This is a genomic window from Bacillus cereus group sp. N8 (genome assembly GCF_016483685.1).
GTDB lineage: Bacteria > Bacillota > Bacilli > Bacillales > Bacillaceae_G > Bacillus_A > Bacillus_A proteolyticus.
Genome location: NZ_JAEHBK010000003.1, coordinates 202589 through 228880, shown reverse-complemented (window position 1 = coordinate 228880; position 26292 = coordinate 202589). Strand labels below are relative to the sequence as shown.

Here is a 26292-nt window from a genome sequence, read left to right as displayed (position 1 = left end):
AAAGAAAAACATTCTAAATAAGCGTATTTAAAAAGACCTTCTTAATTGAAGGTCTTTCATTTTTTATAGTGCTTTTTCAGCTGTCGTTGAGTTGTAGTCTTTACTTATGTCAACAGATTGAACAAAGTCAGGTCTTTGTGGTGCAGGGAAATCTGCATGGCCTGCTTGATATGTAAATGAACTATTGAGACCGATAGATACAATACCTATAACAGATAACCCTAAAACGATAGAACTAATTTTTTTTATCATTTTAATGCCCCTTTCTCAAAAGTTTTTTCTTTTGCTTGTAACGCTCTATGAAAATACTCACTTGCTTTTATATGATTATTTTCATTGTAAAGTTTAACCGCTAATTTTTCTGAATATTCTTGAACGTAGTTATATAAAGATTCTTTGTCGAAATACGCAATTCCTTCAAGAATAATATTTTCTAAGTCTTCAGTTGACTCATTATTGTTAAGAGACTCTAAAATTTTAAAGTGAAGCATATATTCTTCATTGTTTAGTTCTGTACAAATTTTTAATCCTTTTTTTATGAATTGATCAGCAATATTTATTTCATTAAGTTTAGAATGTTCCCTAGCTTGTAAGAAAATTGCTTTGAAATGGGTAGGCATTTTTGTCGTTACTTCAGATAGATGACGAATAGCTAGTGTCGATAAGTTTTGATTGGCATATAGCCATCCTAAATTATTACGCACTCTTAAAAGTAAAGATTCTTCATTTTGTTTTTGTAAAATGTTGATTGCTGAATTATATTTTTCTTCTGCTTGCTCGTATTGTTTTAAATATACAAATGCTGCACCTAATACGCTTTCACAAGAGGCGACGTTTTTTTCATACCCTACAGCTTTTATGAAGAATTCTTTCGCTTTGGTTGCATATTCAATAGCTTCAATTGGCTGATAAAAGTGATAATGGAAAATAGCCATTCGATAATTAAATTCACCTTTTTCTAGATCCTCAATAGCATTTACTAGTAGTTTCCCAGCTTTTTCATAATGTTCACTTGCTAAATTATAATTTGTTGTTAAAGTAGCATGAATCGCTTTAAATAAATGATAGTAGTAAGAAAGTTGGTGATTAGGTGAAATCGCGTAAGAATCTATCTTATTGAAACTGTCTTTTGTAATACTTAAACCATCAGTTAAAACTTTGAAACGAAAATTTAATAGAGAATAGTATAATGCTAAGTTTTCATCTTCTTCAAAGTTTAGTTCCTTTTCCTCAATTTCATGCTTTAAGTTTGTCGCCTGGGACACATCTTGTTTTAGCATAGCTGCATACCAGTCATTAAATAATTTCGTAACTTGTTCATTACCTTGTAGTTGAACGTTCATGAAATCCCCTCACTTTTTTGAATATTCTTATAAAATATATTATCAAAAATAACAATATTTAGAAATGAGGTTTTATATTTCTCAATATTTGTTTCGTATTTTTATTATTAAGCTCATTGGAAGAGATAGGTTTTGGTTTTGAGTTAAAGAAAGAGGAGAGCTATATAGTTAGGGACTTGAAATGGATTAAAAAGATGTGTTCATACAAATTGCATAAACACATCTTTTTTTAATGTATTAAACAATCAAGTCCCACAAAAAGTACGATAAGGACGATTCGTCGGTGCAGGTGGAACACAGTATTCTTCTTGATTTGTAGAGTATGCATAAGGGTTTGATAAAGCTTCAAGAAGTTTCTCCATTACGCTATAATCTCCACCTGTAACAGCAGCTTCTAGTGCTTCTTCTACGCGATGGTTTCTTGGGATGATTGATGGGTTATTATTTTTCATCATCTCATAGGCGTTCTCTTTCGATTCTTCTTGTCGTTCTAATCGAGATTGCCATTGATTGTGCCATTCTTTAAATTCATCGCTACCAAAGAGAGGACTACTTTCTAACGTGTTAAGAGTTAAAGAACGGAATGTATTTGTGTAATCCGCTTTATATTTCTCCATCATTTTTAAAAGTTTCTCAATAAGTGCTTTGTCTTGTTCGTCTTCGTTAAATAGTCCTAATTTCTTCTTCATACCGAGGAACCAATTGTTTTCGTACTGCACGCTGAATTTTGAAATTTCGTCTTGTGCAATTTTTAAGGCTGCTTCTTCGTCTTCGTGTAGAATCGGCATTAAAGATTCAGCTAATCGCGCGAGGTCCCATGCGGCCATATATGGCTGATTTCCATATGCGTAGCGACCTTGTGTATCAATAGAGCTAAATACTGTTCCTTGGTCGTAATTGTCCATAAATGCACAAGGACCGTAATCAATCGTTTCGCCACTAATTGTTATGTTGTCAGTGTTCATTACGCCGTGAATGAAGCCGACGAGTTGCCATTTTGCGATGAGATTTGCTTGTCGTTTAATGACTTCTTGAAGTAGCGCAGTATATCGGTTTTCATGAGCTTCAATTTCTGGATAATGCCTTTTTATCGTATAGTTGGCTAGTGATTTAAGGTCCTCGTTTGAGCCACGAGCTGCAGCGTATTGAAATGTACCGACGCGTATATGGCTGCTTGCTATCCTTGTTAAAATTGCTCCAGGTAACTTTGTTTCACGATATGTTGGTTCACCAGTTGTGACGACTGCTAAACTACGAGTAGTCGGAATATCAAGTGCATACATTGCTTCACTAATAATATATTCACGTAGCATTGGTCCAAGGGCAGCGCGACCATCTCCTCGGCGTGAATATGGAGTAGGGCCAGAACCTTTCAATTGAATATCAAAACGTTCACCTGAAGGGGTAATTTGTTCTCCAATTAAGAGGGCACGACCATCTCCTAACATGTTGAAATGACCAAATTGGTGCCCAGCGTATGCTTGAGCTAATGGATAAGCTCCTTCTGGTGTTGCGTTACCAGCAAAAATCGCAATTTCGGCTTCCTTCTTCAGTTCTTCTGGATTAAAGCCAAGAGATATTGCTAATGAATGGTTTAGTTTAATTAACTCCGGTGAACTTACGGGAGTAGGGGGGATTTCTGTATAAAATGATTGTGGTAAAGTCGTATAACTATTATCTAAATTCCAACCAGCTTCATTATTTTTAGTCATTTTATCTCCTCCTTGTTTATTTTTTTATTATGTATTTGTACGTATGTATTCTTTGTAAAGTTAGCTAAAAGTATAATATGATATTTCCCCTTGAAATCTATTGTAAGGACTTCACTGCACTATGTCTATTTAACAGCAAATATAAAAACTCCATTTTAAAAAAATGGAGTTTTTATTATTATTTAATTTTTACAATTATTTTTCCTTTTGCTCCTCCAGCCTCTGAATATTCCATTGCTTTTTGAGCATCTTGAAAAGGAAAAACTCGATCGATTACAGGTTTGATTTTTCCGGCTTCAATATAGTCTGCAATTATACGTAATTGATCACCACTTGGTTTCATAAATAAAAATGAATATTGAGCATTATGCTTTTTTTCAAGTGCAGTAAGTTTTTTGCTTGCTAATGAAAATAAGAGTGTTTTGAAAAATCCTGAACCAAATTCTTTACCGAAGCGAGCATTCGGCATTCCTGAAACGGAAACAATGTTGCCTCCGCTTTTTATAATATTGAATGATTTTTCAAGTGTTGTACCACCGATTGTATCAAATATTGCATCATAATTTGTTAGTATTTCTTCAAAATTCTCTGTTTTATAATTAATAATTTCATCTGCACCAAGAGATTTTACTAATTTTGCACCAGCCTCACTAGCAGTCGTTGTAACGGTAGCGCCCATTATTTTTGCTAACTGAATTGCGAAAGTACCAACTCCACCAGATCCAGCGTGAATTAAAATCTTTTGTCCTTTTTGTAATTGCATGATGTCATGTAATGCTTGATATGATGTTAAGCCAACGAGTGGAATCGACGCTGCTTCCTCAAAAGTTAAATTTTTCGGTTTTAAAGCTATATCATCTTCATGAATGGCTATATATTCCGCAAAAGTGCCGATCTTATTTTTTCTTGGGCGTGCATATATTTCATCACCGACTTTAAAGTTAGTCACTTTTGCCCCAACCTTTACGATGACACCGGAAAAGTCATTACCAAGGATTAGGGGCATTTCATATTTAAGCAACATCTTCACTTTTCCATCGCGTATTTTAAAATCAATTGGGTTAATGCTAGCTGCATGAATTTCTGCGAGCACCTCATACTCATTTATTTCAGGGGTAGGTACCTCTGCCATACACATTGGAACTTTCCCGTATTTATCAATTATCATCGCTTTCATTTCTTATACCTCCAAATTTCAATAAAAGTTGTGCAATAGCTTTTCGATATCTAATACAAGGTTCTTTAATAAACCTAATTTTGTACGTATATCAATATAATAAAAGTTTTTTGTACCTTCTTTTCGCATTAAAATAATACCGGCTTCTCGTAAAATCTTAAGGTGATGTGATACTGCTGGTCGAGAAAGATGTGTTTGTTTCGTAATTTCTCCTACACGTAATCCGGTTTGACATTCCGTTTCCATGAGAACTAGTAAAATAGCTTGACGTGTTTCATCGCCAATTGCCAATAATACTTTTTGTGAATCAATAAAATCTTTTTTTATAGCATTTAATTGTTCTTGTTTATTCATTTCAATCACTTTACCTCCTGGTAATTAGTCGAAAGGTTTAAGATGATGAACCATTACAACGATACGGTAATGCTACATGATTGTTGTATGAGCTGCAATATTGGGAAAGAAAATCGAGACGAATGAATTTTCTATGTTGAAAATGATAGGGGGGATAGAAAAGGATTAAATACCAGGATGGATAAAGTTTTAAAAATAGAAAATGATTTAATAATACATTGTTTCCAAATGAGGATGGTTAAGCCATTGAGCAAAAAATTAAGCGGTCATAACCCTGTATAATTTTTAGGGTTACGACCGCTTATAATGTTTTCATTATTTTGGTGTCTACTAAAGTGAGTTCTTTAGTTTTACTTTTTCATACACGCATAATTCAAGCGGATTATAATTGTATGAAAAAGTAAAAATAATTTGGGGCGTAATCTATCTATATGATAATTCAAAATGAAATATAAGTCTATATTTTTGTTGGTTTTTTGATTATATTTATGTCACTGAGCTCAGAACAATGATGTGGAGGGTAAATATATGAAATCGAATTATGTACCAGTTTTAATTGTTGGAGGGGGATTATCTGGGTTAGCGTCTGCGTTATTTCTTGCAAAACATAACATTGAGTACTTACTTATTGAAAGGCATCCGTCTACTGCCATTCATCCGAAAGCAGGCGGTCTTACTTTACGTACGATGGAGTTATTTCGAGAATTAGGTTTGGAACAAAGAATTAAATTGGCAGGTAAAGCATTAGAGAACTGCCGAGGAAGAATAGCAGTTCATACAATAGCTGAGGCGAATAAAGAAGAATTGGAACAAATGAGAGCGACTCAATACGGAAACGATGAAGAGTTACTTCAAAAAATAGAAAAGATTAGTCCATCAAAACAAACTGCGTGTTATCAAATTATTTTAGAAGAGATGATGTTACAAGAAGCGAAAACATTAGGCGGGCAACTATCTTTTTATCATGAACTAGTTTCATTTGAACAAAATGAAAACGGGGTAAAAGCAACGATTCGAAATCGTGAAACAGAAAAAGAAAGTGTCATACATTGTGACTATGTAATTGCAGCAGATGGAGCCAAAAGTAAAATACGTGAGCATTTAGGGATTACAACTGAAGGTCGCGGTACAATCGGTGGCTATTATATGAATATTTATTTTGAGGCTGATTTAAGTGGATTTATACAAGGAGACGCCTTTGGTTTTTCTATGGTACTTCGTCCGGAGGTTCTTGGTGCACTTATTCCGGTCGATAACGTGAGTAAATGGATCTATCATGTAGCTTATGATCCAATAAAAGGAGAGCGACCAGAGGATTTCACTATAGAACGCTGTAAACAAATTATTCAAACAGCAATTGGAAGCCCAAATGTAGAGTCAGAAATATTAAGTGTTTTACCTTGGGAAGCGACTGAAAGTACAGCTACAAAATTTCAAGAAAATCGCATTTTTTTAGTTGGCGATTCTGCACATATTATGCCGCCGACAGGAGGATTTGGTTCAAATACAGGAATACAAGATGCGCATAACTTAGCTTGGAAATTAGCGGCTGTTATAAAAGGGGCAGCAAAACCAAAATTGTTAGAAACATATCATGAAGAGAGATACCCTGTTGCAAAATTAACAACGGACCACGCGAGTAGTATATTATTTCGTGCTGCGGGCAGAGAGGAAGGTAATTTGAGTAATTTGGATAGTTTAGCTGTCACTGTTGGGTATCAGTATTGCTCAGAAGCAATTATAGACGAAAGTAACACACCGCATAGAATGGATATAGTTGATTTGAACGGACGCCCGGGAACGCGTGCGCCACATTTTTGGGGAACTTATGAAGGAAAAGAAGTTTCTATACTTGATCTATTTGGTAGCAACTTTGTATTACTTTCTGGAGGAGAGTCTAGTGCTTGGACTGAAGCTGCAAATGTTGTTTCATCGAGATTAGGCGTAAAGATAAAAGTGTATCAGGTAGGTTTAGCTGGTGATTTCATCGATCAAGGTAACTTTTTTAGAAAACTATACGGGATAGAAAATGGGGGAGCGGTAGTAATAAGACCAGATGGATTTATTGGATGGCGTACGGAAAATGAGGTAGTAAAGCCGGGTATATTACTTGAAGAGATAATGAATCGTTTATTATGTAATTAATATAAAACCACCGCTTGTATTTCAAAAGCGGTGGTTTTTATGCTTACAACTTACAAAAATAAAATATTGTAAGTTATAAGCGGGTGTGCTAATCTTATAACCTACTTGAAAGATGAATTTTTTTGATTGTAACTTACAAATAATAAAAAATGTAAGTTGTTGAAATAACAGAAGATAATTTTATTATGTAAATAAAATGGACGGTGAGAAAAATGACAGATAAGGCGTTAACGAAAAATGTTGTTTTAGATGCAGCGGAAAAAGAGTTAATGAAATATGGATGGAGTAGGACGACACTTGTTAGTATTGCGAAGTCACTTGATGTTAGTCATGCGGCTTTATATTCTTATTTTCGGAGTAAGGCCACGCTACGCGATGCTATTTTAGAAAGGTGGTTGTTCAAGTACTCGGATCAGCTTGAGCAAATTGCGGGAAAAGATGGAGATACAGAAATCATTTTACAAGAGTGGTTCTTTTGTTTATTTCAGCTTAAAAAGAAAGAGTTACTTGAAAACGAAGAGTTATTTACATTGAATAGTTCGTTAGTGCAGCAAAAGAATAAGGTGATTCAAAAGCATGAAGAAAGATTAGTTGGACAACTAGAGAAAGTGATAAATTGCGGGATAGAACGCAATGAGATTAAAAAACAGGATAGTTTATTTTTAGCACATACGTTATTTGGGTTACTTTCACCGTTCTACCACCCTGCTTTTTCTGAGCGATGGAAAGAAGAGAAGATAAACGAAGAATTTCAAAAGTCATGGGAAATTGTTGCGCGTGGTATTTTTCAGAAGTAAAGAACTTCGTATCATATAAGGCTTTCAATCAGGAAACGTAATGAAAAGGGGAGATTATATGAGTCATTATAAAGAAGAACAACAACGTGTAAATGTAGTCATTGAAAAAGTAGACGAGGAACTGAAAGAGCTGGATAGCCGAGTTGGTTCGGTGAAGTCTGAAATTGTAAATATAAGAAAAAACTTTTGGGAAGATGTAAAAGTAAATATAGATAATATTAAAGAGGCGGTTGAAACGGCGGCCAGTATTAGGCAAGAGGCCGAGATTCTTTCGGAAAGGGAGCATACCCATCGACATGCGAAAAATGAATACAATCTTTTAATGAAAATAAAAGATACACCCTACTTTGGAAGAATTGATTTTAAAGAAGAACAAGAGGCGGATACTGATGAGATCTATATTGGTATCGGCTCTTTTTATGATAAAGAGACAGATGAATTTTTAGTATATGATTGGCGCGCACCTATTTCTAGTCTTTATTACGATTATTCTTTAGGAAGTGCAAAGTATATAGCGCCAATGGGGACAATATCAGGTGATTTACTTTTGAAACGTCAATATATTATCCGAAATGGTAACATTCAAAGTATGTTCGATACAGGTGTAACGATAGGGGATGAACTCCTTCAAGAAGCGTTAGGAAGAAATGCAAGTGAACAGATGAAAAGTATTGTAGCGACAATTCAAAAGGAACAAAACAAAATTATTCGAAACGATAAAAGTGATGTATTACTTGTGCAAGGGACGGCTGGAAGTGGAAAAACTTCAGCAGCTCTGCAACGGGTTGCGTATTTATTATATCGTTACCGCGGGACAGTAAACGCGGATCAAATTTTGCTATTTTCTCCGAATGAGTTGTTCAATAGCTATATTGCTAACGTCTTACCAGAGCTTGGTGAGGAAAATATGCAGCAAACGACTTTTCAGGCGTATGTGGAGCATATGATCAGCAAAAGTTTTATTGTAGAAGATTCTTTTTCACAGCTAGAATACATGTTAACGAAAGAACAGGAAAACATGTATGAAACGAGGCTAAAAGGAATTGAATATAAATCATCAATTGAATTTATGGGACTGATTGAGAAATATGCGAGATGTCTAAGTGAAAAAGGACTAGAATTTCATGATGTCACATTTAAAGGTGAAGTGCTGATTGAGGCAAGTACGATAGATGATTATTTTTATGAGCTAGAAACGTCTATTTCCATACCGAATCGAATGCAGCTTACAGCGGAATGGATTCGTAAGAAGATAAGTGAATTTGAAAAGAAAGAAGCGAAAAAAGACTGGGTAGAACAAGAAATTCAGTATTTAAATAAAGAAGATTACAATCGTTTTTATGAAAAATTAGAGAAGGATAACCAATTTGATTATTATGAGCAGGAACATGAATTATTAACGAAATATGTAGTGAGAAAACATTTTTGTTCATTGCGAAGAAAGGTGAAATCTTTAGCTTTTGTAAATCATTCTGCAATATTTCAGCAGTTCTTTGAAACCATCCAGAAAGATGTTTTTGTACCAGATGGTTGGGAAGAGATATGTAAACAAACAGTAAATCGGTTGGAGAGAAAACAATTAGCGTATGAAGATGCAGCGCCGTATTTGTTTTTAAAAGAGTTAATTGAAGGATTTAAAACGAATCACCTTGTTAAATTTGTATTTGTTGATGAAGTACAAGATTATACACCATTTCAGTTAGCGTTTATGAAGCGGCTGTTTCCGGAGGCGAAATGGACAATGCTTGGAGATGTAAATCAAAACATTTTATCACACGCTAGCAATAGAGGGATGGATATGATTTCAACGTTGTTTGCAAATAGAAAAGTAGAAACAATTCAGCTTAACCGTAGTTATCGCTCGGCAAAACCGATAATTGAATTTACAAAACATATCATTCCAAATGGAAAAGAAATTGAAGCTTTTAACCGTAACGGGAAGAAGCCGTTATGTGTAAAAGTGAATGATGAACGAGAGCGCGCAGAAAGTATCATAGATAAAGCAAGAGATTTGCAAAAGCAAGGTCATAAATCGATTGCAATCATTTGTAAAACAGATGAAGAATGTATAAGGGCTATGGAGTTAATAGGGGATAAATTAGATTTTCATCTTGTAAAAAAAGAAAATACGACTTATGAAAAAGGCGTTGTGATTATTCCTACTTATTTGGCAAAAGGGATAGAGTTTGACGCTGTTATTATATTTGATGCTTCAAATGACATGTATAGCAAAGAATCTGAACGGAATTTATTTTATGTAGCATGTACACGAGCGATGCATGAATTATATGTTTATTATACAGGAGAGATTACGACAATGCTTTCGAAAGTACCGAAAGCATTATTTCAAAACGAAACGAGTAAAGGGAGAGATGCTTAATGGCTAATCAATTAAATGTTTTTCAAAACTGTAGTAAGGAAGTTTCAATGTTATTACCAATTCCGAAGTATGTAAAATTAGTGCATGAGCATGAAGAATTGCGTGATGGTGTAAATGTTGAAATACATCGTTATCAAGCAGAAGAACGACTAAATTACGGTGGTTCTCATATTACAACGATTGCTGCTCAAAATGGTAAATACTTGTTGAGTTATACGAACATGATGCCCGTTTATTCTAGTAAGCTACCTCATAAGGATGAGGCAGAGAAAATAGCAATGGATGTAATGGAAAAGGTTGATCGACAATATGCAAAGGGCCTAACTTTACTTCGTATGGAAAAACAAACGAGACATTATGTTGACGGGGGACAAACTGTGGAGTTTCCTGTTCTATGGATAAAGATGATGCATAATAACGGAAGTTTTAACTGGGTGACAATTGGTGGTGACGGACAAATCATTGAATTTGAGCGGGAAGTACGCTGGGATTATATGATGAGCCGCCGTCAAACAGAAATGTGGTATTACGATGATTGGGTATTGGCGCGCACGGGGAAAGGACCGCAATTATTGCCGCCGTCTGCGTTGGCTTAATATGTGTACAATGGTAGGCGTCTATGATAATATACCGCTATTTATGCCTTATCTGTATAATAAAATGAACATAAAGGGCTGAGCGTTATGAGAAGAAAAGGTTATTTTATAGACAATGAAAGTAAACGATTGTACAACAATGAAATAGTAGTTTCAAATAAAGTGTATCCTAATAATCCTACGTTAGAAGAACTGAAACAAATGGTTTTTAACGGTGGAATAGAAGAAGTATTTATATCCCATTATTTTGACGGTCAAAAAAGTAATTTAGAGCGTGAATCAATAGATGATGTGAGAACCGAATGGGATACAAAATATCACAATAATATTTGTCTTACTAATGAACCAGTATCTTTAGAAGATTTCCCAGATGAATATCTTTTCGTTGTTGAAATGTGGGAAAATGAAAGAGGAAAAGTAATTTTAGTGTTATTTATGCATCATTAGAATGTTCGGGAAGCCTTTATATTGGCTTCCCGATATTTTTTATGTTGAGAAAATATTATGCAAGATGTTGGTAATATGATACGTATTTTTCTAATCCTTCAATCTCTTTCTCAGGAGGTTCAATTCCGCCTTTTCTACCATAGCAAACATTTCTCAAGTATTCTCCGAAAATCATAGAGCGACTTTTCTCATTTTCCATCCAACTATATCTGTTAATTATAAAATCACCATCAAAACTTGTATCAAATGTATATGGAATACAAGTTATATGTTTTGGTAAATGTTTTTTTTATACTCTATATTGCCGACCTGCTCCTAAACTTTTACATACAAACAGTAAACTATTAATTGTTGTAAAATCAAAAATCTTCTTAGCTTCAATTACATTTGCGATAGAATGGAGAGAGTTTTTCTCGAAAATGATAGCATCTTCTGGTACACCGTGTTCAATTAACTTGTTAACAATTACTTCTGATTCTGATAAATCTCCATAATCCCAGTTTGAATGTTTCATTCCATGTAAACTAGTACCACCTGTGACGATAATTTGTGCACCTAAACCTTGTTGATAAGCATGTAGAGGAGCTTGCCAATTACCAGGATGGGAACCACCGAAAACGAAAATTGCATCACACTCTTGTGGTGTTGATTCTTTTAGGAAAGTGATTTCGGTTATTTCTTCAATTTGTTTTTTCGTAAGATATGGGACTTCAGGGTATTTAGGGATTACCATATGAAAACCTCCTATATAGTGAAACGTTAAATTCATTATATAGCGATGTTATTTAGTGGAAAAAGGGAAGTTTTTCATTTGACAGTTCCCCTTTTATGATAACTCTCCTATAAACAAAAGTTCTACTTCATCATAAAATTCATCTTCATCCTTGATTATCTCTTGGAAATGCAATGTTTGGATGCTGTTAGAAATTGATATTCCCCATTCATGCCCGAAGTCAAACTCATTGGAAAGAGGAATCCATTTTTGAAATTCGTTATCTCTATTGAAAACACTGTGAAAGTAGTCATTGTTTTTAAAGATGATGATTTGTGAGTGCCATAAACTTGCTATTGTAATCATAACAACGACTCGATATGTATTTGTATCGTTCGGTTTCATTTTCATTAAAAGATCCGCTCTATCTAATAATGTTTGAATGCATAATCGCTTTACTTTTCTAGGTGTTTTAATTGAATCGATCAAAGCTTGAGTGCCCGGTAAAGGCATATGCCAGTATGCACCGTTATAGAAAGTAGATGGAAATGCTTTAGTGGCGTCTGCAATTCTATTTATAAGAGTTTTTGTTTTTCGTTTCATGCCGCGTATTTTCTTTTCACGCATTGTTGATCATCTCCATAAATTTTTGCAAGGCAGCTGAGTGGAAAATATCTTTTCGAGTAATAAAGGTAGTAGGAACCTTTTTAAAGTGATTTGGTAATGTCTTTAAAGATAAACCATGTTCGTAATCTGGAATAATAGATTTCAGCATAATAGCCGTGCCCATACCTGATTTTACACATGCAAGTATTGCTTCAATTGTTCCGAACTCTAGTATTCTTTTAGGTGAAATCCCTTCTTCTTGAAGCCAGTTTTCTAATAGTTTTCTGTAATAACATCCTTGACTAAAAGCGAGTAAATTCAGTTCTCCTATTGTTTTAAAGGAAGATAGAGGAGTCTTGCTAATGAGAACGAGTTCTTCTTCTCGAAATGAAAGTGTATGAAGTTCAGTATGCTGAATATTTCCAGCGATAAGAGCCCCATCTAGTTTTCGCTCTAAAACGAGCTGAGTTAATTGGTCTGTCGTATTTGTTTCTAGAATCAATTCAACTTCTGGATACTTTTCATAATAGGTCGTTAATATAGGTGGGAGACGAACGGCTGTTGTCGATTCTGTACACCCGATTTTTAACGTGCCTTTTGGCTCGGTTCCGTTACTTTGGACAGCTTGAATGGATTGATCCATTAAGTGGATGATTTGTTTTGCATATGTTAATAAAATTTCTCCGTTAGAAGTTAAAGTAACGCCTTTTCCGTTTCGATAAAATAAAGGCACACCTAACTCGAGTTCTAGTTGTTTTATACGCATCGTTACACCTGATTGTACATAGTTTAAGTTTTTAGCAGCATAAGATATATTTCCTACTTTCGCAACTTCGTAAAAAACCGTTAAATCTTTTATGTCCATTTATTATCACCCCGAAAAAGGTATCAAATTTTTTGATGGATTCTATTATTAACACTTATTTTACATGATATCAGAACCTTCATACAATGAAAGGGATATGGGGGAGATAACGTTGATAAGTGAAGGGGAAATTGCAAAGTACAGTAGTTCTAATAAATGGATCATGTTAACTTTGACAACGGTAGCACAGGCAAGTGCAACACTTATAACATATGGAGTAGGGGTACTCGCTTTATTTTGGAAACAGAAATATGCACTTTCGAATATGCAGGTTGGGTTGTTAATAAGTGCTGTAAATATAGGTCCGCTGTTTTGTATGCTTTTTGTCGGAAGGTTACTTGATCGATATAGCGAAAGAATATTAATTGGAGCGAGCACTGTATTACTTGGTGGGGCGCTTTTACTTGCTCATATGGCAAGGGAATTTATGGGGCTATTATTTGTCCTTCTTTTAATAGGAACGTTTTATAGCGTATCCCAGCCAGGGGGAAGTAAAGTAATCTTGAAATGGTTTCCGAAAGAAATGCGCGGATTAGCTATGGGAATACGGCAAGCTGGTATACCTATTGGCGGGGCGTTAGCAGGAGTAACGATCCCTTTGCTTACACTTAAATTTAGTTTATCTTATACGATAAATGTTATTGCAACTATATGTATAGTAGGTGGGTTATTGTTTTTCATATTTTATAAGGAATCGAACCCCCAAGAACACACTAGCCGAGAATATGTAAGGCTTTCTTTTTGGATGCAATTAAAAAAGGTGATATGTAAAAAAGAGCTGTATCCAATTTTTATTACAGGTATTTGTATGATTTCTTTACAAATGATATTAGTCGGACATTTTATGAAATTTTTAGCTACTGAAAAATCGATAACACCTATTTTAGCAGGGAAAGTATTTTCGATTATGCTATTTGCAGGAATGATAGGCCGAATTATATTAGCTACAATAAGTGATACATATTACAAAGGGAATCGTCGTACACCGTTGTTTATATGTGTATGTATTTCTTTTTTCTTAATTTTAGTTGTTGTGATGAGTATACATACAATGAGAATTGGGGCATTATTTGTGGTAAGCGGACTGTTAGGTTTTTTTGCAATTGGTTGGTTTAGTCTTTTTATGGTCGAAGCTGCTGAGTCTGCAAGTAAGGAATCGGTAGGTTTAACAGTGAGTTTTGCGCTTACGCTTAATCAAATTGCTATTATCTTTGCACCTGCTTTGTTTGGTTATATAGTAGATGGGAAAGGCTACACATATGCATGGATGGGTATAGCTGCATTACTAAGCGTTTCAGCAGTGAGTTTATGTAAAAGTAAATGAATATTAAAAATGTAAATCTTTTATGAAGAAAACCTAAAGAAATGTCATGGGAGTGACATTTCTTTTTTTATATGCTGTATAATCAATTTATAAATGAGATTCGTTTTCATTAACGCTCATTTCCTCTTTTGAAATTACCTGTAATTTTAGCCATAATAAGTTGTTTTTCTTTTTCGTTATTTGCCCGATTTATTTTGTTTGAAAATTTGTCAGCTTCATTTCCTTTTAAAAACATGATTTGTTTTCCGTAATATTCAATTAAAACTGTATCATTTTTTGTTACTCGATAATGAAACATCATATCATCTAAACGATTGCGTTTATCGGTCTTTTTCAAATTGCCACCTCTATTTTTGTTAATATGTAACGAATGTTACATAAAAAATTTAAATTAAAGTTGGATCTATCCGATTGTAAGGTGGAAATTTTGTAAAAAAGAACTACAATAGAGAGTAGTTAAAATTTGAACGTTAGAAAAAAGGAATCTAGTTTACTATGAGGAATAATAGAGTAGATAGATTATAAAATATTTAAAAATAAAAAGATATAGAATAGAATGGAAAAGTATAGAGTGAAACTAGATAAAAGAGGGTTCCCATATGTTTAAGAAATGGTTAATCTTTTTCTTTGTTTTTGCTATTTTTTGTGGGAGTGTCGCTGCACTCATACATGCAAATAAAGAAAAGAAATACAGTTTGAAGGCATTTTCAAATTTAAAGGATAAGGTTGGAAATGATCAGCCGAAAGTTGATGCAAATCAGCAAAGCCGTTATGATATTGCAGCAACGAAACTCGATCAATATTTAAAAGATAAAGGATTTAACGGTACAGTTCTCGTAACAGATAAAAATAATGTAGTTTTACGAAAAGGCTACGGATATGCGAATATAAAAGATAAAGTTTTAACAACGCCAAGAACAAAATATCGCATCGGTTCCATAACAAAAACAGTCGTTGCAATATCTATCATGCAACTAAGAGAAAAAGGGAAATTAAATATTGAAGACAATGTAAATAAGTATATTCCATCGTTTCCAGCAGATAAAAACATTACGTTACGAAATTTGTTAACACATACGTCCGGGTTACCAGAACAGGGGCAAGGTAGTGTTGATGCAGCGTCACGTTTAAAGTTAGTAACTTGGATCGGAGCGCAAACGTTACAATTTCCTGCAGGAACGGGATGGAGATATACAGATTATAATTATATGGTACTTGCATATATTGTAGAAAAGATAACAAATGAACCACTTGCTGACTATGTGAAAGAAAACATTTTTACTCCTGTTGGAATGCATGAATCTGGGATGGGTGCCACTTTCCCTGGAGATATGTTTTTAGCAGAAGGATATACGAAAAAAGATAATGAGTTAGTAGCTACGCCTCGTTTAAGGATGAATTGGCTATATGGTTGTGGTGAAATGTACACTACAGTTGATGATATGAAAAGGTTAGATGAGGCAATTATGGATGGGAAGCTGCTTTCTAAACAAAGTTTATCAGATATGTTTACTGTATCACCCGCTAGAAAGTATGGATTTAGTTTCTATATTTACCCAGATTATTATCATAATCATGGTGTATTAGCTGGTTGGAACACTTTTAATAATTTTAACTGGGATAAAAGAACGTTTGTAATATTATTCTCTAACGTACAAAATGGTATGAATGATACATTTAATCAAGAGTTTAGGAAATTAGCGAATGATTTAATAGAAGAAAAATAATTATTTTAAAATCGGTATTGATATGTAATTATCAATACCGATTTTTTTATTTAATAATGTTTTATTTAGTGAACAAGCATGTATGAGAGGGGATTAATATTAGAATAAATTTATGAAGGAAGTTAAATGATATTAATGTTAAATATAGGGGATTTGTTTTGTGAATGTCATCTATTTGTATTGAAATTATGTAATTATCATGCGGAAGAATAATTGGTAATTTTTACATTGATGAAAAAGCTTGAGCTTCACACTATGTGAAGCTTTACATTATTGGAGACACGAACAGGAGGTTGAAAAAATGAAAAAAGTAGTAAAGTTTTGTTTAATAGCTACATTATCTACAGCGATTATTAGTGGATGTTCTTTTGAAGGGAATAATGAAAATGCTAAAGGGAAAGAGGGTGAAAAAGTAGAGGTACAGAAAAGTGCTGGGAAATATACGATGCCGGATGAAAAAGATAAACATGAAGGTACATGGCTACAATGGCCACATGAATACACATACGGTCAAGAGTATAAACAAGAAGTTGAACCTATTTGGGTTAAGATGGCAAGTACTTTAACTGAGGGTGAAAAAGTCCACATTGTTGCATATGATCAGGAAGAAAAAGAGCGAATTAATAAGCTTCTAACAGATGAAGGGCTAAATATGGAGAAGATTGATTTCTTTATAGCGCCTACTGATGATGTATGGGCAAGAGATAGTGGACCAATTTTTGTTTATGACAATAATAAAAATCTAAAAATATTAGATCCAGCATTTAATGGTTGGGGGAAGAAAACTCCTTATAAAAATGATGCCCGTGTACGGGAGAATGTTAGTAAACAATTAGGGATTGAAAGAATTGATTGGGGGAAATTCGTCCTTGAAGGTGGCGCAATTGAATTAGACAGCAATGGGACTGCTTTATTAACTCGAAGTGCAGTAACGAATAAAAATAGAAATCCTGATTTATCAGAAAAGGAAATTGAAAAATATATAAGTGACCTTGGGGTGACAAACTTTATTTGGTTAGATGGAGTGCCTAATTTAGATATTACGGATTTTCATATTGATGGATTTGCTAAATTCCATGATAAATCTACCATTGTAACGATGAAAGAAGATGACTTGGCTGAATGGGGCTTGTCAAACAAAGATATGGATAAATTGTTAGATGCAAAAAATGCTTCAGGAAAGAAATATAAATATGAATACTTACCGCTTAGTAAAGATAAAGTTACTTTAGAAGGTGGAAAAACTCTCGATTATAAGGGATCGTATATCAATTATTATATTGGGAATAAAGTTGTATTGGTGCCTAACTATAATGACCCAAATGACAAAATCGCAAACGATACGATTCAGAAGTTATACCCAGATCGTAAAGTAGTCGGTATTGATGTGAGAGAGCTTTATAAAAATGGCGGAATGATTCATTGTGTTACACAGCAACAACCGATTCAATTGAAGTAATCGATTATAGTTTCGTTATGTTGCTTTATAGACAAAATAGGTGAAATGCTATCTTTACTTATTTTGTCTTGTTTTAACATCTGTAATAAGAATAAAATTTATAATTTTGATGTAATGATAATTAAATATATTGTCATTATTGTTTTATATGGAAAAGGAGAAAAATATTTGTGTTAAAGAATATAAAAAGAGTTTTTTCGTTGTTCCCTATCGTTCTACAGTACATTTTAAATGTTGCTTTGATCTGTTTGGGAATGGTTTTAAGTGTGTTTCTTATGAAAGAAGTTATTCAATTTATACAAGAACTTAAATTAAATAGTGAGGAATCTAGTTATCATTTGATTGATAGTATCGTCGTATTCTTTTTATATTTTGAATTCATCGTAATGATTATAAAGTATTTTCAAATGAACTTTCATTTTCCATTACGTTATTTTATATATATAGGTATTACGGCTATTGTTCGTCTAATTATTATAGACCATGATAGTCCAATGGATTCATTGTTATATGCTTGCGCGATTCTTGTATTAATTAGTGCTTTATTCATTGCAAATTCTAAAATAATGCGTCGTGATTTAGAAGAGTGAAGATTTGTTGTTGAATAAATAAGGTATTTTATCTTTTTGAAAAAAGGAGTAACAGTATTGAAAGAAATAATCTTAACCAGCCTCATAATGATAGGGTTTATGATTCTATTATTTAATTGTATACTTTCATGATTTAAAAGAATAAAAGGTTAATAGAGAAAGAGGTTTTTGTAAATATGGTTCATTACAATAATCAAAATAGTTTACATCAAATATTTACATTAAAAGGGACAATTATAAGAGATATTTTCCCACAAATCGTATTATATACGTGTATTTCAACGATAGTAGCTGTGATTAATTATTACTATGCAGAAATAAATATAAATCAGACTCCTTGGGTAATCGTCGGAGGAGCTTTAGGATTACTATTAGTGTTTCGTACGAATACTGCCTATGATCGGTACTGGGAAGGTAGAAAGCTATTTGGCACGATTGGTGCTTGTACTAGAAATTTAGCAATTAGTTTTTTGTGTCATTGGGATTCTAAAGGGAAGAGTATGGAGCAGGAAAAAATAAAATTTTTACATTTATTAATTGCATTTCCAAAGTTAGCGAAAGGGCACTTGAGGGAGGAAAAAGATTTATCTGAAGTGAAATCATTGCTTGCTGTCTGTTCTGAGAAGGAAAAAGCATTTTTGGTTGAGTCCAATCATTTACCGATTAGTATAGTTTTTATGTTGAAAACTATACTATCAAAAGGTTTGAAAACGGGGCAAATTCATCCAAATGCGATAATTAGTATGGAAACGGATTTGAATACGTTACTTACATCTGTGGGTGGATGTGATCGTATCAAAACAACACCTATTCCTTTTGCATATTTTGCTCATATAAAAATTTTATTGATTATATTTTGTGCTACTTTACCGATTGGTCTTGTTGATAGTCTCGGATGGTTTACAGTACTTGCGACTACGTTTATAAGTTTTGCATTCATAGGTATTGAAGCAATAGGGGTTGAAATTGAAGATTCCTTTGGTCAGGATCCAAATGATCTTCCGCTAGAAGGAATTTGTATAGGAGTAGAAATGCATTTAGTGAATTTATATAATCAAAACGATCTATTAGAAGTAATGGGTTTGAATCGTGATAAAAAATCATTTAATCATTTATTGTTGTTTTAAAATATGGTATTTAAAAAACTTGTCAAGAGTCAATTTAAGGCTTAACGTCAGCTTTATATTTTTTATATAAATATATAATATTTCTCCATGCTATAATCCATTCATGAAATGTACATGTTGCATGAGTTGTAATGAAAAAAGACATGAATTGAGGAATAGTTGGCTTTGTAAAATCAGTTATGTAACTACTATTAAAAAGCGAGGTAAATAATATGGAACAAAAACATAATGGCATTATTTTTACTGCAATACCAGACGAATCGAATGAATATTATCAACCATTTTATGAGGACTTGATTTACTTTAATGAATGTTTAAATGAAAAGAAATCAATTGCGGATCAACTTATATCTTTATCTGTTGAAGAGCAAGACTTTCATACAAACTTCTTTGAGTATGATGATATTTGGTTAAGAGATGTTGCGCCAGTTGTAACGAATCATCTTGTTAAATTTAAATATTACCCAAATTATTTACCAGAGGATCAGGGACGATATTTAGATCAACAATTTAATAAATGGTTGAAGAAAAATGACTTTGAGTATGTGAAATCACCATTAATATTGGATGGTGGCAATCTTATTTGGAATAAAAAAGATACTGTTATATTAACAGAACGCATATTTGATGACAACGATGATTGGACGGAAGAGGAAATAATTGAGCAATTAGAGTGGGACTTAGATGTGAGCCGGGTTATTATTATTCCTGCTGAAGAAGGAGATGTACTTGCGCACGCGGACGGAATGGTTAAATTTATTGATGAACACACAATGTTTATTAGTGATTTTCTAGGTGATAATGAATTTAGATATCATGTGCAAGAGATTATTCAAGAGCAAATGCCAGAAGCTGAATTTATCGTTGTTCCTTCGTCATATACAGAGAAAGGGCAATATGATCAAGAAATAGCATCGGCAAAAGGCTTATATATAAATATGTTAGAAACATGTGACTCCCTTTATGTTCCTAAGTTTGGGTTAGCTAAAGATGGGGAAGTATTACGATGTATTCAACAGTATACGGAGAAACAAGTTATTCAAATTCATGTAGGAGACATTTCGACTATGGGAGGCGCAATGAATTGTTTAACGTGGTATTGTCCGAGTCATTTGTTACCTTCAAAAATGAAAGGATTGAGTAATCAGAATGAAGTTTCTTCAATTAAAAAGTTTTTTGATTGGTTTTAGTAAATAAATTTAAAAAAGAAATATACTCAAGGGGTATGTATATGTATACAATTACTGAATTTTCTCGGATTTGTAAAATGAGTACACGGATGCTAAGACATTATGATAAAGAGGAAATATTGAAACCGGCATATGTGAATCCGGTAAATGGATATAGATTTTATGAGCAAGGGCAGCTAGAAATAGCACTGAAAATTAAAAAGCTCAGAGAGTACAAGTTTCCTTTGCCGAAAATTAAAGTAATTCTGCAGTCATCAGATCAAGATTCATTTATTCACCATATGCAAGCGCAAATTATAGAGTTGTCTCATGAGGTGAAACAAAATTTACAGGTTATTTCTGAAATGAATGAAATGGTCAATATGAATCATGCTTTAAATATTGCTCGCCATAGAAATTACGATATATTAAATGGAACGAGAAATGAAATAACAGTAATTGCTCAAAGGTTACAAATAGATATAGATCATATGGATGATTATTTTTATGACTTATATGAAGAAGTACAAAAAAATAGTTTGCAAATAGTAGGCTCTCCTTCTACTGTTTTTTATGATGAAGAGTTTATGCCGGGTCACAGTGATATTGAATTAAGAATTCCAGTTATGGATAGTGACGATAAAGATGGATTACAAGGATACGAAATAAAAAAGATACATCAACATCAAATTGTTACTACTATGCATTATGGTAGCTATGACTATATAGGTTATGCCTATATGGCATTAGAAGAGTGGGTGGAAAAGAACGGTTATAAAATAGATGGTCATCCATATGAAGTTTATATAAAGGGACCTGAATGTGATTGTTTAGCAGAAGAGTATGTTACACAAATTTGTTTTTTATTACGAAAATAGAATGAGAATAAGGATTGACATTAACATTATGTCAATCCTTATTCTATGTACGAAAGCAATTTATCATAATAAAAAGGAGAGAGAATATGAGAAGAACAATCATGATCATTTGTCTGATTCTAAGTATGGTATGGATTTCGGCATGTACTTCTGGAGTAGGAGAAGGTGAGAGTGGTAGCGCTGTTTTACCTAATCAGTTACCTAAAAACGTAGTGTTTAAAAATGGTGCAATCTATACTTCTAATGAAAAGCAAGACATCGTAGAGGCTATAGCCGTTAAAGAGGGGAAAATTACATTTGTTGGTTCAAACAAGGATGTAGAGGGATTTATAAATGAAGATACGAAAGTGGTGGATTTACAAGGACGTTTTATCCTCCCTGGTTTTGTGGACAATCATAATCATATATTTGAAGCAAAATCACCAGCAGCAGGGAATTGTAGTGTCTCACCAGATGCTTCCCTGCAAGAACAACGCTCGTATTTAAAGGCTTGTAAAAAAGATGTGAAAGATGGCGAATGGATAAGTGGAACGGGATTTAGTTTGGAAGAGCTGTTAAAAGATATGGACGAAAAGTCAGAACAACAAACTCCATTACAAGTTCTTGATGAGTTATTTCCTAATAATCCAGTGTTAATTATGGAAAGAACCTCTCATTCTGTATGGGTTAATTCAAAGGCACTTGAGTTAGCTGGAATAAATAAAGATACGAAAGATCCGCAAGGCGGAAGAATCATTCGAGATCCAGAGACAGGAGAACCTTTTGGGATTCTTTATGATACAGCAGGAGATATCGTAATGGAAAAAGCATGGAATTCTCAGCCCAATCTCTTTGAAAAAAATTATGAAGGTTTGCTAGACGGATTAGATGAGGTTGCTAAGAATGGTATTACTACAGTCGGCGATGGACGTCTCTACTGGAAACGAGGCTGGTTAGATGTTTGGAATAAAGTACATGATGAGAAAAAATTAACATCGCGAGTAGTACTTCGTCCATGGGTATATCCGAATTTAAATGAAGCAGAACAAATGGAGTATTTCAAAAAAATTAAGCGTGATGATGTATCATCTCGAATGCTTATTAATCAAGTGAAGATGTATAGTGATGGAATTAGTATTAATAGTACAGCTAAAATACTAGAAAAATATAAATTTGAGTGGTTTAAAGGAACGCCGTATGGTTTGAACTATATTCCAGAAGAAAAAATGAAATGGTGGTTGACGGAACTGAATAAACTTGGTTACGGTGCACTCATTCATACGATTGGAGATGGCGGGGTAAGAGAGAGTTTAAATGCAATTGAAGCAGCGAAAAAAGAAGGGGCGAATCAGCCTTATACGCTTACGCACGTGGAAATGGTAGAAGATAGTGATATAAATCGTTTTGCTAAGTTAGGTGTTAGTGCTGATTTTCAGGTAGGGCATGATTTTGCGGAAGACCCTAAACAAGGCTGGGCAAGTACGTATTTTTCAGATCAACAGATGAAACGAATTATGCCGTTAGGACGAATTTGGAAAACAGGGGCAAATGTATCGCTTAGTAGTGATTGGGATGTAAACGAACTGAATCCGCTTGTGACGATTTCGAATGCATTAAGCATTGATGACAAGGGTTTGTCTGATGTATATGCAGCTATTGATGCCTATACAATTAAGCCAGCTAAAGCATTAGGTCTTGATAACATTACTGGCTCGATTGAAGTAGGGAAATCAGCTGATATGGTATTACTAAATGAAGATATTACTAAAATGAATGCCGATAAGATTCCAAATGCGAAAGTTTTGGTGACGGTTTTACAAGGAGAAATAGTGTATCACAAGGAGAAATAAAGAGTCACCTTATAAAGTTTCTACAAGTAAATGAATATATTCCTGTTGACCTTAACACGATGTCAAAGTTTAGACTGAACTTACATTCGAAGAAGGGGTGAACATGTATGAGAAATATGGAAAATAGTTTGTTTTATATGCCAGCTGAGTGGGAAAAGCATGAGGGGACATGGCTCCAATGGCCTCATGATAAAGCGCATAGAGGTGAAGGTTACAAAGCTAAGTTAGATGATATTTGGATAGCGATGGCAAAGGAACTTCATTATGGAGAAAATGTGCATATTGTTGTATGTGATGAGGAAGAGAAAGTACATGTCCAATCAAAGTTAATGGAAGCAAAAGTAAATATGGATAAAATTGATTTCTTAGTTCAGGAAACTGATGATGTTTGGATAAGAGATAATGGACCGATCTTTGTGAAAGATAAAGAGGGAAATCTCCGCCTAACACACTGGGTATTTAATGGTTGGGGGGATAAATATCCGTATGAAAATGATGCTATTATACCAACTAAAATAAGTGAAAGGTATAGCATTCCAAAAGTTGAATCTAGTGTCTGTATAGAGGGCGGGGGAATTGAGGTAAACGGAAACGGGACCTTAATGGCAGCGAAAACTTCTATTATAAACGAGAATCGAAATCCTACACGAAGTCAGAAAGAGATTGAAATGGAGTTGACGAAATATTTAGGAGTAACAAATTTTATATGGATAACTGGTATACGCGGAGAGGATAATTATGATGAAGATACAGATTATCATATTGATGGCGCGGCACGGTTTGTAAATGAAAATACGATACTGTATGAATATGATCCTTTTGAGGAAGGAGAGTCGTACCTTTTGGAGGCGCAAGAAAAACATTATCAAGAATTGCGACAAGCAAGAAATATAGATGGAAATCCATTTCAGCTCATCCCAGTACCTGTAACAAGAAAAGTGGTAAAAGAGGCAGACTGTAAAGGTTCGTATTTGAATTTTTATATTGGCAATGAAGTTGTATTGGTTCCTATATACGGTGATGAACATGATAAGTTAGGGCTTCAAATTATTGAAGGGCAATTTCCAGGTAGAAGAGTTGTTGGTGTTTATGTAAATGAATTGTATGCGTATGGTGGTATGATTCATTGTGTGACGCAGCAGCATTTAGAGTAAAGTGATTCAAATGAAAAAAGCATGCAGAGCATATACTCTACATGCTTTTTTCTATAATGCTGAAAACTCTTCAACAAGTGAGCTAAAACGATTTAGTGCACTTTCAATCGGTTCTGGCGTAGTTAAATCAACGCCAGCTTTTTTCAGTAGGTTTAATGGATAGTCAGAACTTCCACCTTTAAGGAATTCAATATAATTTTTCTGAGCATTTGGATCGCCGCTTAATAATTTATCGGCGATTTGGATTGCAGAGGCGAAGCCCGTTGCGTATTTGTACACGTAAAATGGACGGTAGAAATGAGGGATTCTAGACCAGCCATATTTTACTTCTTCGTCAAATACGAGGGAGTCGCCATTATACTCTCTAAACAAGTTTTCGTAAACTTCGCTAAAGACTTGGGCATTTAATGGTTTACCTTGCTGCGCCATTTCATGTGTGATTTTTTCAAATTCTGCGAACATAATTTGTGTAAAGAAAGTGCCTTTAAATTTCTCGATGAAATGGTTTACTAAATGGTTACGTACATTAGCATCTTTTGCTTCTTTTAATAAATAGTGAATTAATAACACTTCATTTACTGTAGAAGCGACTTCTGCAACAAAGATAGTATAGTGTGCAGAAATTCTTGGTTGGTATCCGTGTGAGTAATGCGTATGCATACCGTGGCCACATTCATGAGTTAGAGTGAAAAGGCTATTTAAATCATCGTGATGATTTAAAAGAATGAAAGGATGAACACCGTATACACCAAAGTTATAAGCGCCAGAACGTTTTCCAGGTGTTTCTCTCACGTCTATATAGCGTTTATCTTTAAAGCTTTTTAATGTTTCGATATATTCTTCACCTAAAGGAGCTAGTGACGCGATCATTATGTCAAACGCTTCGTCGTATGGAATGTCTTGCTTTACACCTTTTACTAAATCAACACTCAAGTCGTATTGTCTTAGTTCATCTACATTTAATTTTTCTTTTCTAAGTTCATTATATGTATGTAATGATTGAATGTTTTTTTTCGTCGTATCGATTAAATTTTCATATACTTCTTTCGGAACCATATCGCCAAATAATGATTTTTCTAAAGCTGATGGATATTTTCTTAGCTTTGAAACAGTAACATTATTTTTAATAGCAGCAGATAGAGTAGAAGCGATAGAGTTTTTTAACTGAACATATGGTTTGTAATAAGCTTTATAAGCTTCTTTACGCTTCTCACGATTCTCATCTTCTATTAACTTTGCATACATTCCACGCGTTAAATTTACTTTTTCTCCATCATTAGTAGTCACGTCGCCAAATAGTATATCTGCATTATTTAACATGCCAAATGTATGCTGCGGGGAGGAAAGTGCTTCACCCATTTGTGATAAAATCTCTTCTTGGTCCTTATTCAATACGTGTTTTTTATAACGGTATAGTTCAAATAAGTCTTCTTTATAATATTGTAAGCCTTCTGCTTCTTCTATGTAAGCATGTAATGTGTTTTCATCTACGCTAAGTAAGAATGGGGAAAAGAAAGATTTAGCCGCACTTACTTTCACGTGTAATTGTGATACTTTATCGACGAGGGATTGAGCGTCAGTATCGCGTGTATCAAGATCAGATTGTAATCGTGCATAAGCGAACATTAAAGATATTATGCTAGAAATTTCTTCACTCTTTGTTAAATAAGCTAATAAACTATTGCCATCGTGAATATTTCCATTAAACTTGTGTAATTCATTCGTTAATACTTCAATTTTATGAAAATCGCTTTCCCAATCTTCAATTGTATGGTAAATATCTGTTAAATCCCATTTTTCTTTATCAGCTACTTGTAGTCGATCTTTAAGTTCAGTCATAATCATTTCCTTTCTAAATATGTAGTTATATTCCTATATAACTATGAAATACAACAAATTGC

23 protein-coding genes and 1 pseudogene are annotated in these 26292 nt (G+C 33.9%); 14 read left to right on the top strand and 10 right to left on the bottom strand.

What is annotated here, in order from left to right; genetic code table 11:
- Positions 1–63 precede the first annotated feature (63 nt).
- From JDS80_RS07555 to JDS80_RS07535, 5 genes are all read right to left on the bottom strand, one after another.
- Complete coding sequence (locus JDS80_RS07555) at positions 64–252, bottom strand: Phr family secreted Rap phosphatase inhibitor (protein WP_087981420.1); 189 nt, start codon at positions 250–252, stop codon at positions 64–66.
- Positions 249–1343: a Rap family tetratricopeptide repeat protein gene (locus tag JDS80_RS07550; RefSeq protein ID WP_199637841.1), complete on the bottom strand. Its 1095-nt coding sequence runs from the start codon at positions 1341–1343 to the stop codon at positions 249–251. The genes JDS80_RS07555 and JDS80_RS07550 overlap by 4 nt, the downstream gene beginning before the upstream one ends.
- A gap of 245 nt (positions 1344–1588) precedes the next feature.
- Positions 1589–3055 carry a protein adenylyltransferase SelO gene (locus tag JDS80_RS07545; protein ID WP_199637839.1) on the bottom strand — a complete coding sequence of 489 codons (1467 nt, stop codon included), beginning with the start codon at positions 3053–3055 and terminating at the stop codon, positions 1589–1591.
- Between the two features lie 178 nt (positions 3056–3233).
- On the bottom strand, positions 3234–4232 hold the full coding sequence (locus tag JDS80_RS07540; protein WP_199637837.1) for an NADP-dependent oxidoreductase: 999 nt from the start codon (positions 4230–4232) through the stop codon (positions 3234–3236).
- A gap of 18 nt (positions 4233–4250) precedes the next feature.
- Positions 4251–4595 (bottom strand): ArsR/SmtB family transcription factor, encoded by a 345-nt coding sequence (locus JDS80_RS07535; protein ID WP_199637835.1) that lies wholly within the window; start codon positions 4593–4595, stop codon positions 4251–4253.
- Positions 4596–5114: 519 nt separating this feature from the next.
- On the opposite strand from JDS80_RS07535, the gene JDS80_RS07530 reads away from it, so the two are divergent.
- The 5 genes from JDS80_RS07530 to JDS80_RS07510 all read left to right on the top strand — a co-directional run bounded on the left by JDS80_RS07530 (position 5115) and on the right by JDS80_RS07510 (position 10951).
- The gene (locus JDS80_RS07530; RefSeq protein WP_199637833.1) at positions 5115–6731 is read left to right on the top strand and encodes an FAD-dependent oxidoreductase; all 1617 of its coding nucleotides are present in this window, start codon (positions 5115–5117) and stop codon (positions 6729–6731) included.
- Between the two features lie 212 nt (positions 6732–6943).
- Positions 6944–7528, top strand: coding sequence for a TetR/AcrR family transcriptional regulator (locus JDS80_RS07525; RefSeq protein WP_199637831.1), 585 nt, complete (start codon positions 6944–6946; stop codon positions 7526–7528).
- 58 nt (positions 7529–7586) lie between these two features.
- Positions 7587–9908, top strand: coding sequence for an RNA polymerase recycling motor HelD (gene helD / locus JDS80_RS07520; protein ID WP_199637829.1), 2322 nt, complete (start codon positions 7587–7589; stop codon positions 9906–9908).
- Complete coding sequence (locus JDS80_RS07515) at positions 9908–10504, top strand: hypothetical protein (protein ID WP_199637827.1); 597 nt, start codon at positions 9908–9910, stop codon at positions 10502–10504. Before helD ends, JDS80_RS07515 begins: the two co-directional genes overlap by 1 nt.
- 87 nt (positions 10505–10591) lie before the next feature.
- Positions 10592–10951: a hypothetical protein gene (locus JDS80_RS07510; RefSeq protein ID WP_199637825.1), complete on the top strand. Its 360-nt coding sequence runs from the start codon at positions 10592–10594 to the stop codon at positions 10949–10951.
- Between the two features lie 55 nt (positions 10952–11006).
- On the opposite strand, the pseudogene JDS80_RS07505 reads toward JDS80_RS07510, so the two are convergent.
- The 3 genes and pseudogenes from JDS80_RS07505 to JDS80_RS07495 form a co-directional block, all read right to left on the bottom strand.
- Positions 11007–11684 (bottom strand): annotated as a pseudogene (locus tag JDS80_RS07505) (YdcF family protein).
- Positions 11685–11777: 93 nt separating this feature from the next.
- Positions 11778–12290 carry a DUF3916 domain-containing protein gene (locus JDS80_RS07500; protein WP_199637823.1) on the bottom strand — a complete coding sequence of 171 codons (513 nt, stop codon included), beginning with the start codon at positions 12288–12290 and terminating at the stop codon, positions 11778–11780.
- Positions 12283–13134, bottom strand: a complete 852-nt coding sequence (locus JDS80_RS07495; protein ID WP_199637821.1) for a LysR family transcriptional regulator — start codon at positions 13132–13134, stop codon at positions 12283–12285. Before JDS80_RS07495 ends, JDS80_RS07500 begins: the two co-directional genes overlap by 8 nt.
- A gap of 112 nt (positions 13135–13246) precedes the next feature.
- On the opposite strand from JDS80_RS07495, the gene JDS80_RS07490 reads away from it, so the two are divergent.
- Positions 13247–14458, top strand: coding sequence for an MFS transporter (locus JDS80_RS07490; RefSeq protein ID WP_199637819.1), 1212 nt, complete (start codon positions 13247–13249; stop codon positions 14456–14458).
- A 109-nt stretch (positions 14459–14567) separates the two neighbouring features.
- On the opposite strand, the gene JDS80_RS07485 is transcribed toward JDS80_RS07490, so the two are convergent.
- The gene (locus tag JDS80_RS07485; RefSeq protein ID WP_199637817.1) at positions 14568–14795 is read right to left on the bottom strand and encodes a hypothetical protein; all 228 of its coding nucleotides are present in this window, start codon (positions 14793–14795) and stop codon (positions 14568–14570) included.
- Positions 14796–15057: 262 nt separating this feature from the next.
- Between JDS80_RS07485 and JDS80_RS07480 the strand changes: the two genes are divergently transcribed.
- From JDS80_RS07480 to JDS80_RS07445, 8 genes are all read left to right on the top strand, one after another.
- Complete coding sequence (locus JDS80_RS07480; RefSeq protein ID WP_199637815.1) at positions 15058–16185, top strand: serine hydrolase domain-containing protein; 1128 nt, start codon at positions 15058–15060, stop codon at positions 16183–16185.
- Between the two features lie 301 nt (positions 16186–16486).
- On the top strand, positions 16487–17644 hold the full coding sequence (locus JDS80_RS07475) for an agmatine deiminase family protein (RefSeq protein WP_199637813.1): 1158 nt from the start codon (positions 16487–16489) through the stop codon (positions 17642–17644).
- A 170-nt stretch (positions 17645–17814) separates the two neighbouring features.
- Positions 17815–18234: a phosphate-starvation-inducible protein PsiE gene (psiE, locus tag JDS80_RS07470; RefSeq protein ID WP_071747587.1), complete on the top strand. Its 420-nt coding sequence runs from the start codon at positions 17815–17817 to the stop codon at positions 18232–18234.
- Positions 18235–18410: 176 nt separating this feature from the next.
- Positions 18411–19361: a bestrophin family protein gene (locus tag JDS80_RS07465; protein ID WP_199637812.1), complete on the top strand. Its 951-nt coding sequence runs from the start codon at positions 18411–18413 to the stop codon at positions 19359–19361.
- 212 nt (positions 19362–19573) lie between these two features.
- Positions 19574–20551, top strand: coding sequence for an agmatine deiminase family protein (locus tag JDS80_RS07460; RefSeq protein ID WP_199637810.1), 978 nt, complete (start codon positions 19574–19576; stop codon positions 20549–20551).
- A 41-nt stretch (positions 20552–20592) separates the two neighbouring features.
- Positions 20593–21408, top strand: a complete 816-nt coding sequence (locus JDS80_RS07455) for a MerR family transcriptional regulator (RefSeq protein WP_199637808.1) — start codon at positions 20593–20595, stop codon at positions 21406–21408.
- A gap of 86 nt (positions 21409–21494) precedes the next feature.
- Entirely contained in the window at positions 21495–23237 is a 1743-nt protein-coding gene (locus JDS80_RS07450) for an amidohydrolase (RefSeq protein WP_199637806.1), read from the top strand.
- Positions 23238–23344: 107 nt separating this feature from the next.
- Entirely contained in the window at positions 23345–24391 is a 1047-nt protein-coding gene (locus tag JDS80_RS07445) for an agmatine deiminase family protein (RefSeq protein WP_199637804.1), read from the top strand.
- Positions 24392–24442: 51 nt separating this feature from the next.
- On the opposite strand, the gene pepF is transcribed toward JDS80_RS07445, so the two are convergent.
- A complete protein-coding gene (gene pepF, locus JDS80_RS07440; RefSeq protein ID WP_199637802.1) occupies positions 24443–26230 on the bottom strand; it encodes an oligoendopeptidase F in 1788 nt (595 codons plus the stop codon).
- Positions 26231–26292 lie beyond the last annotated feature (62 nt).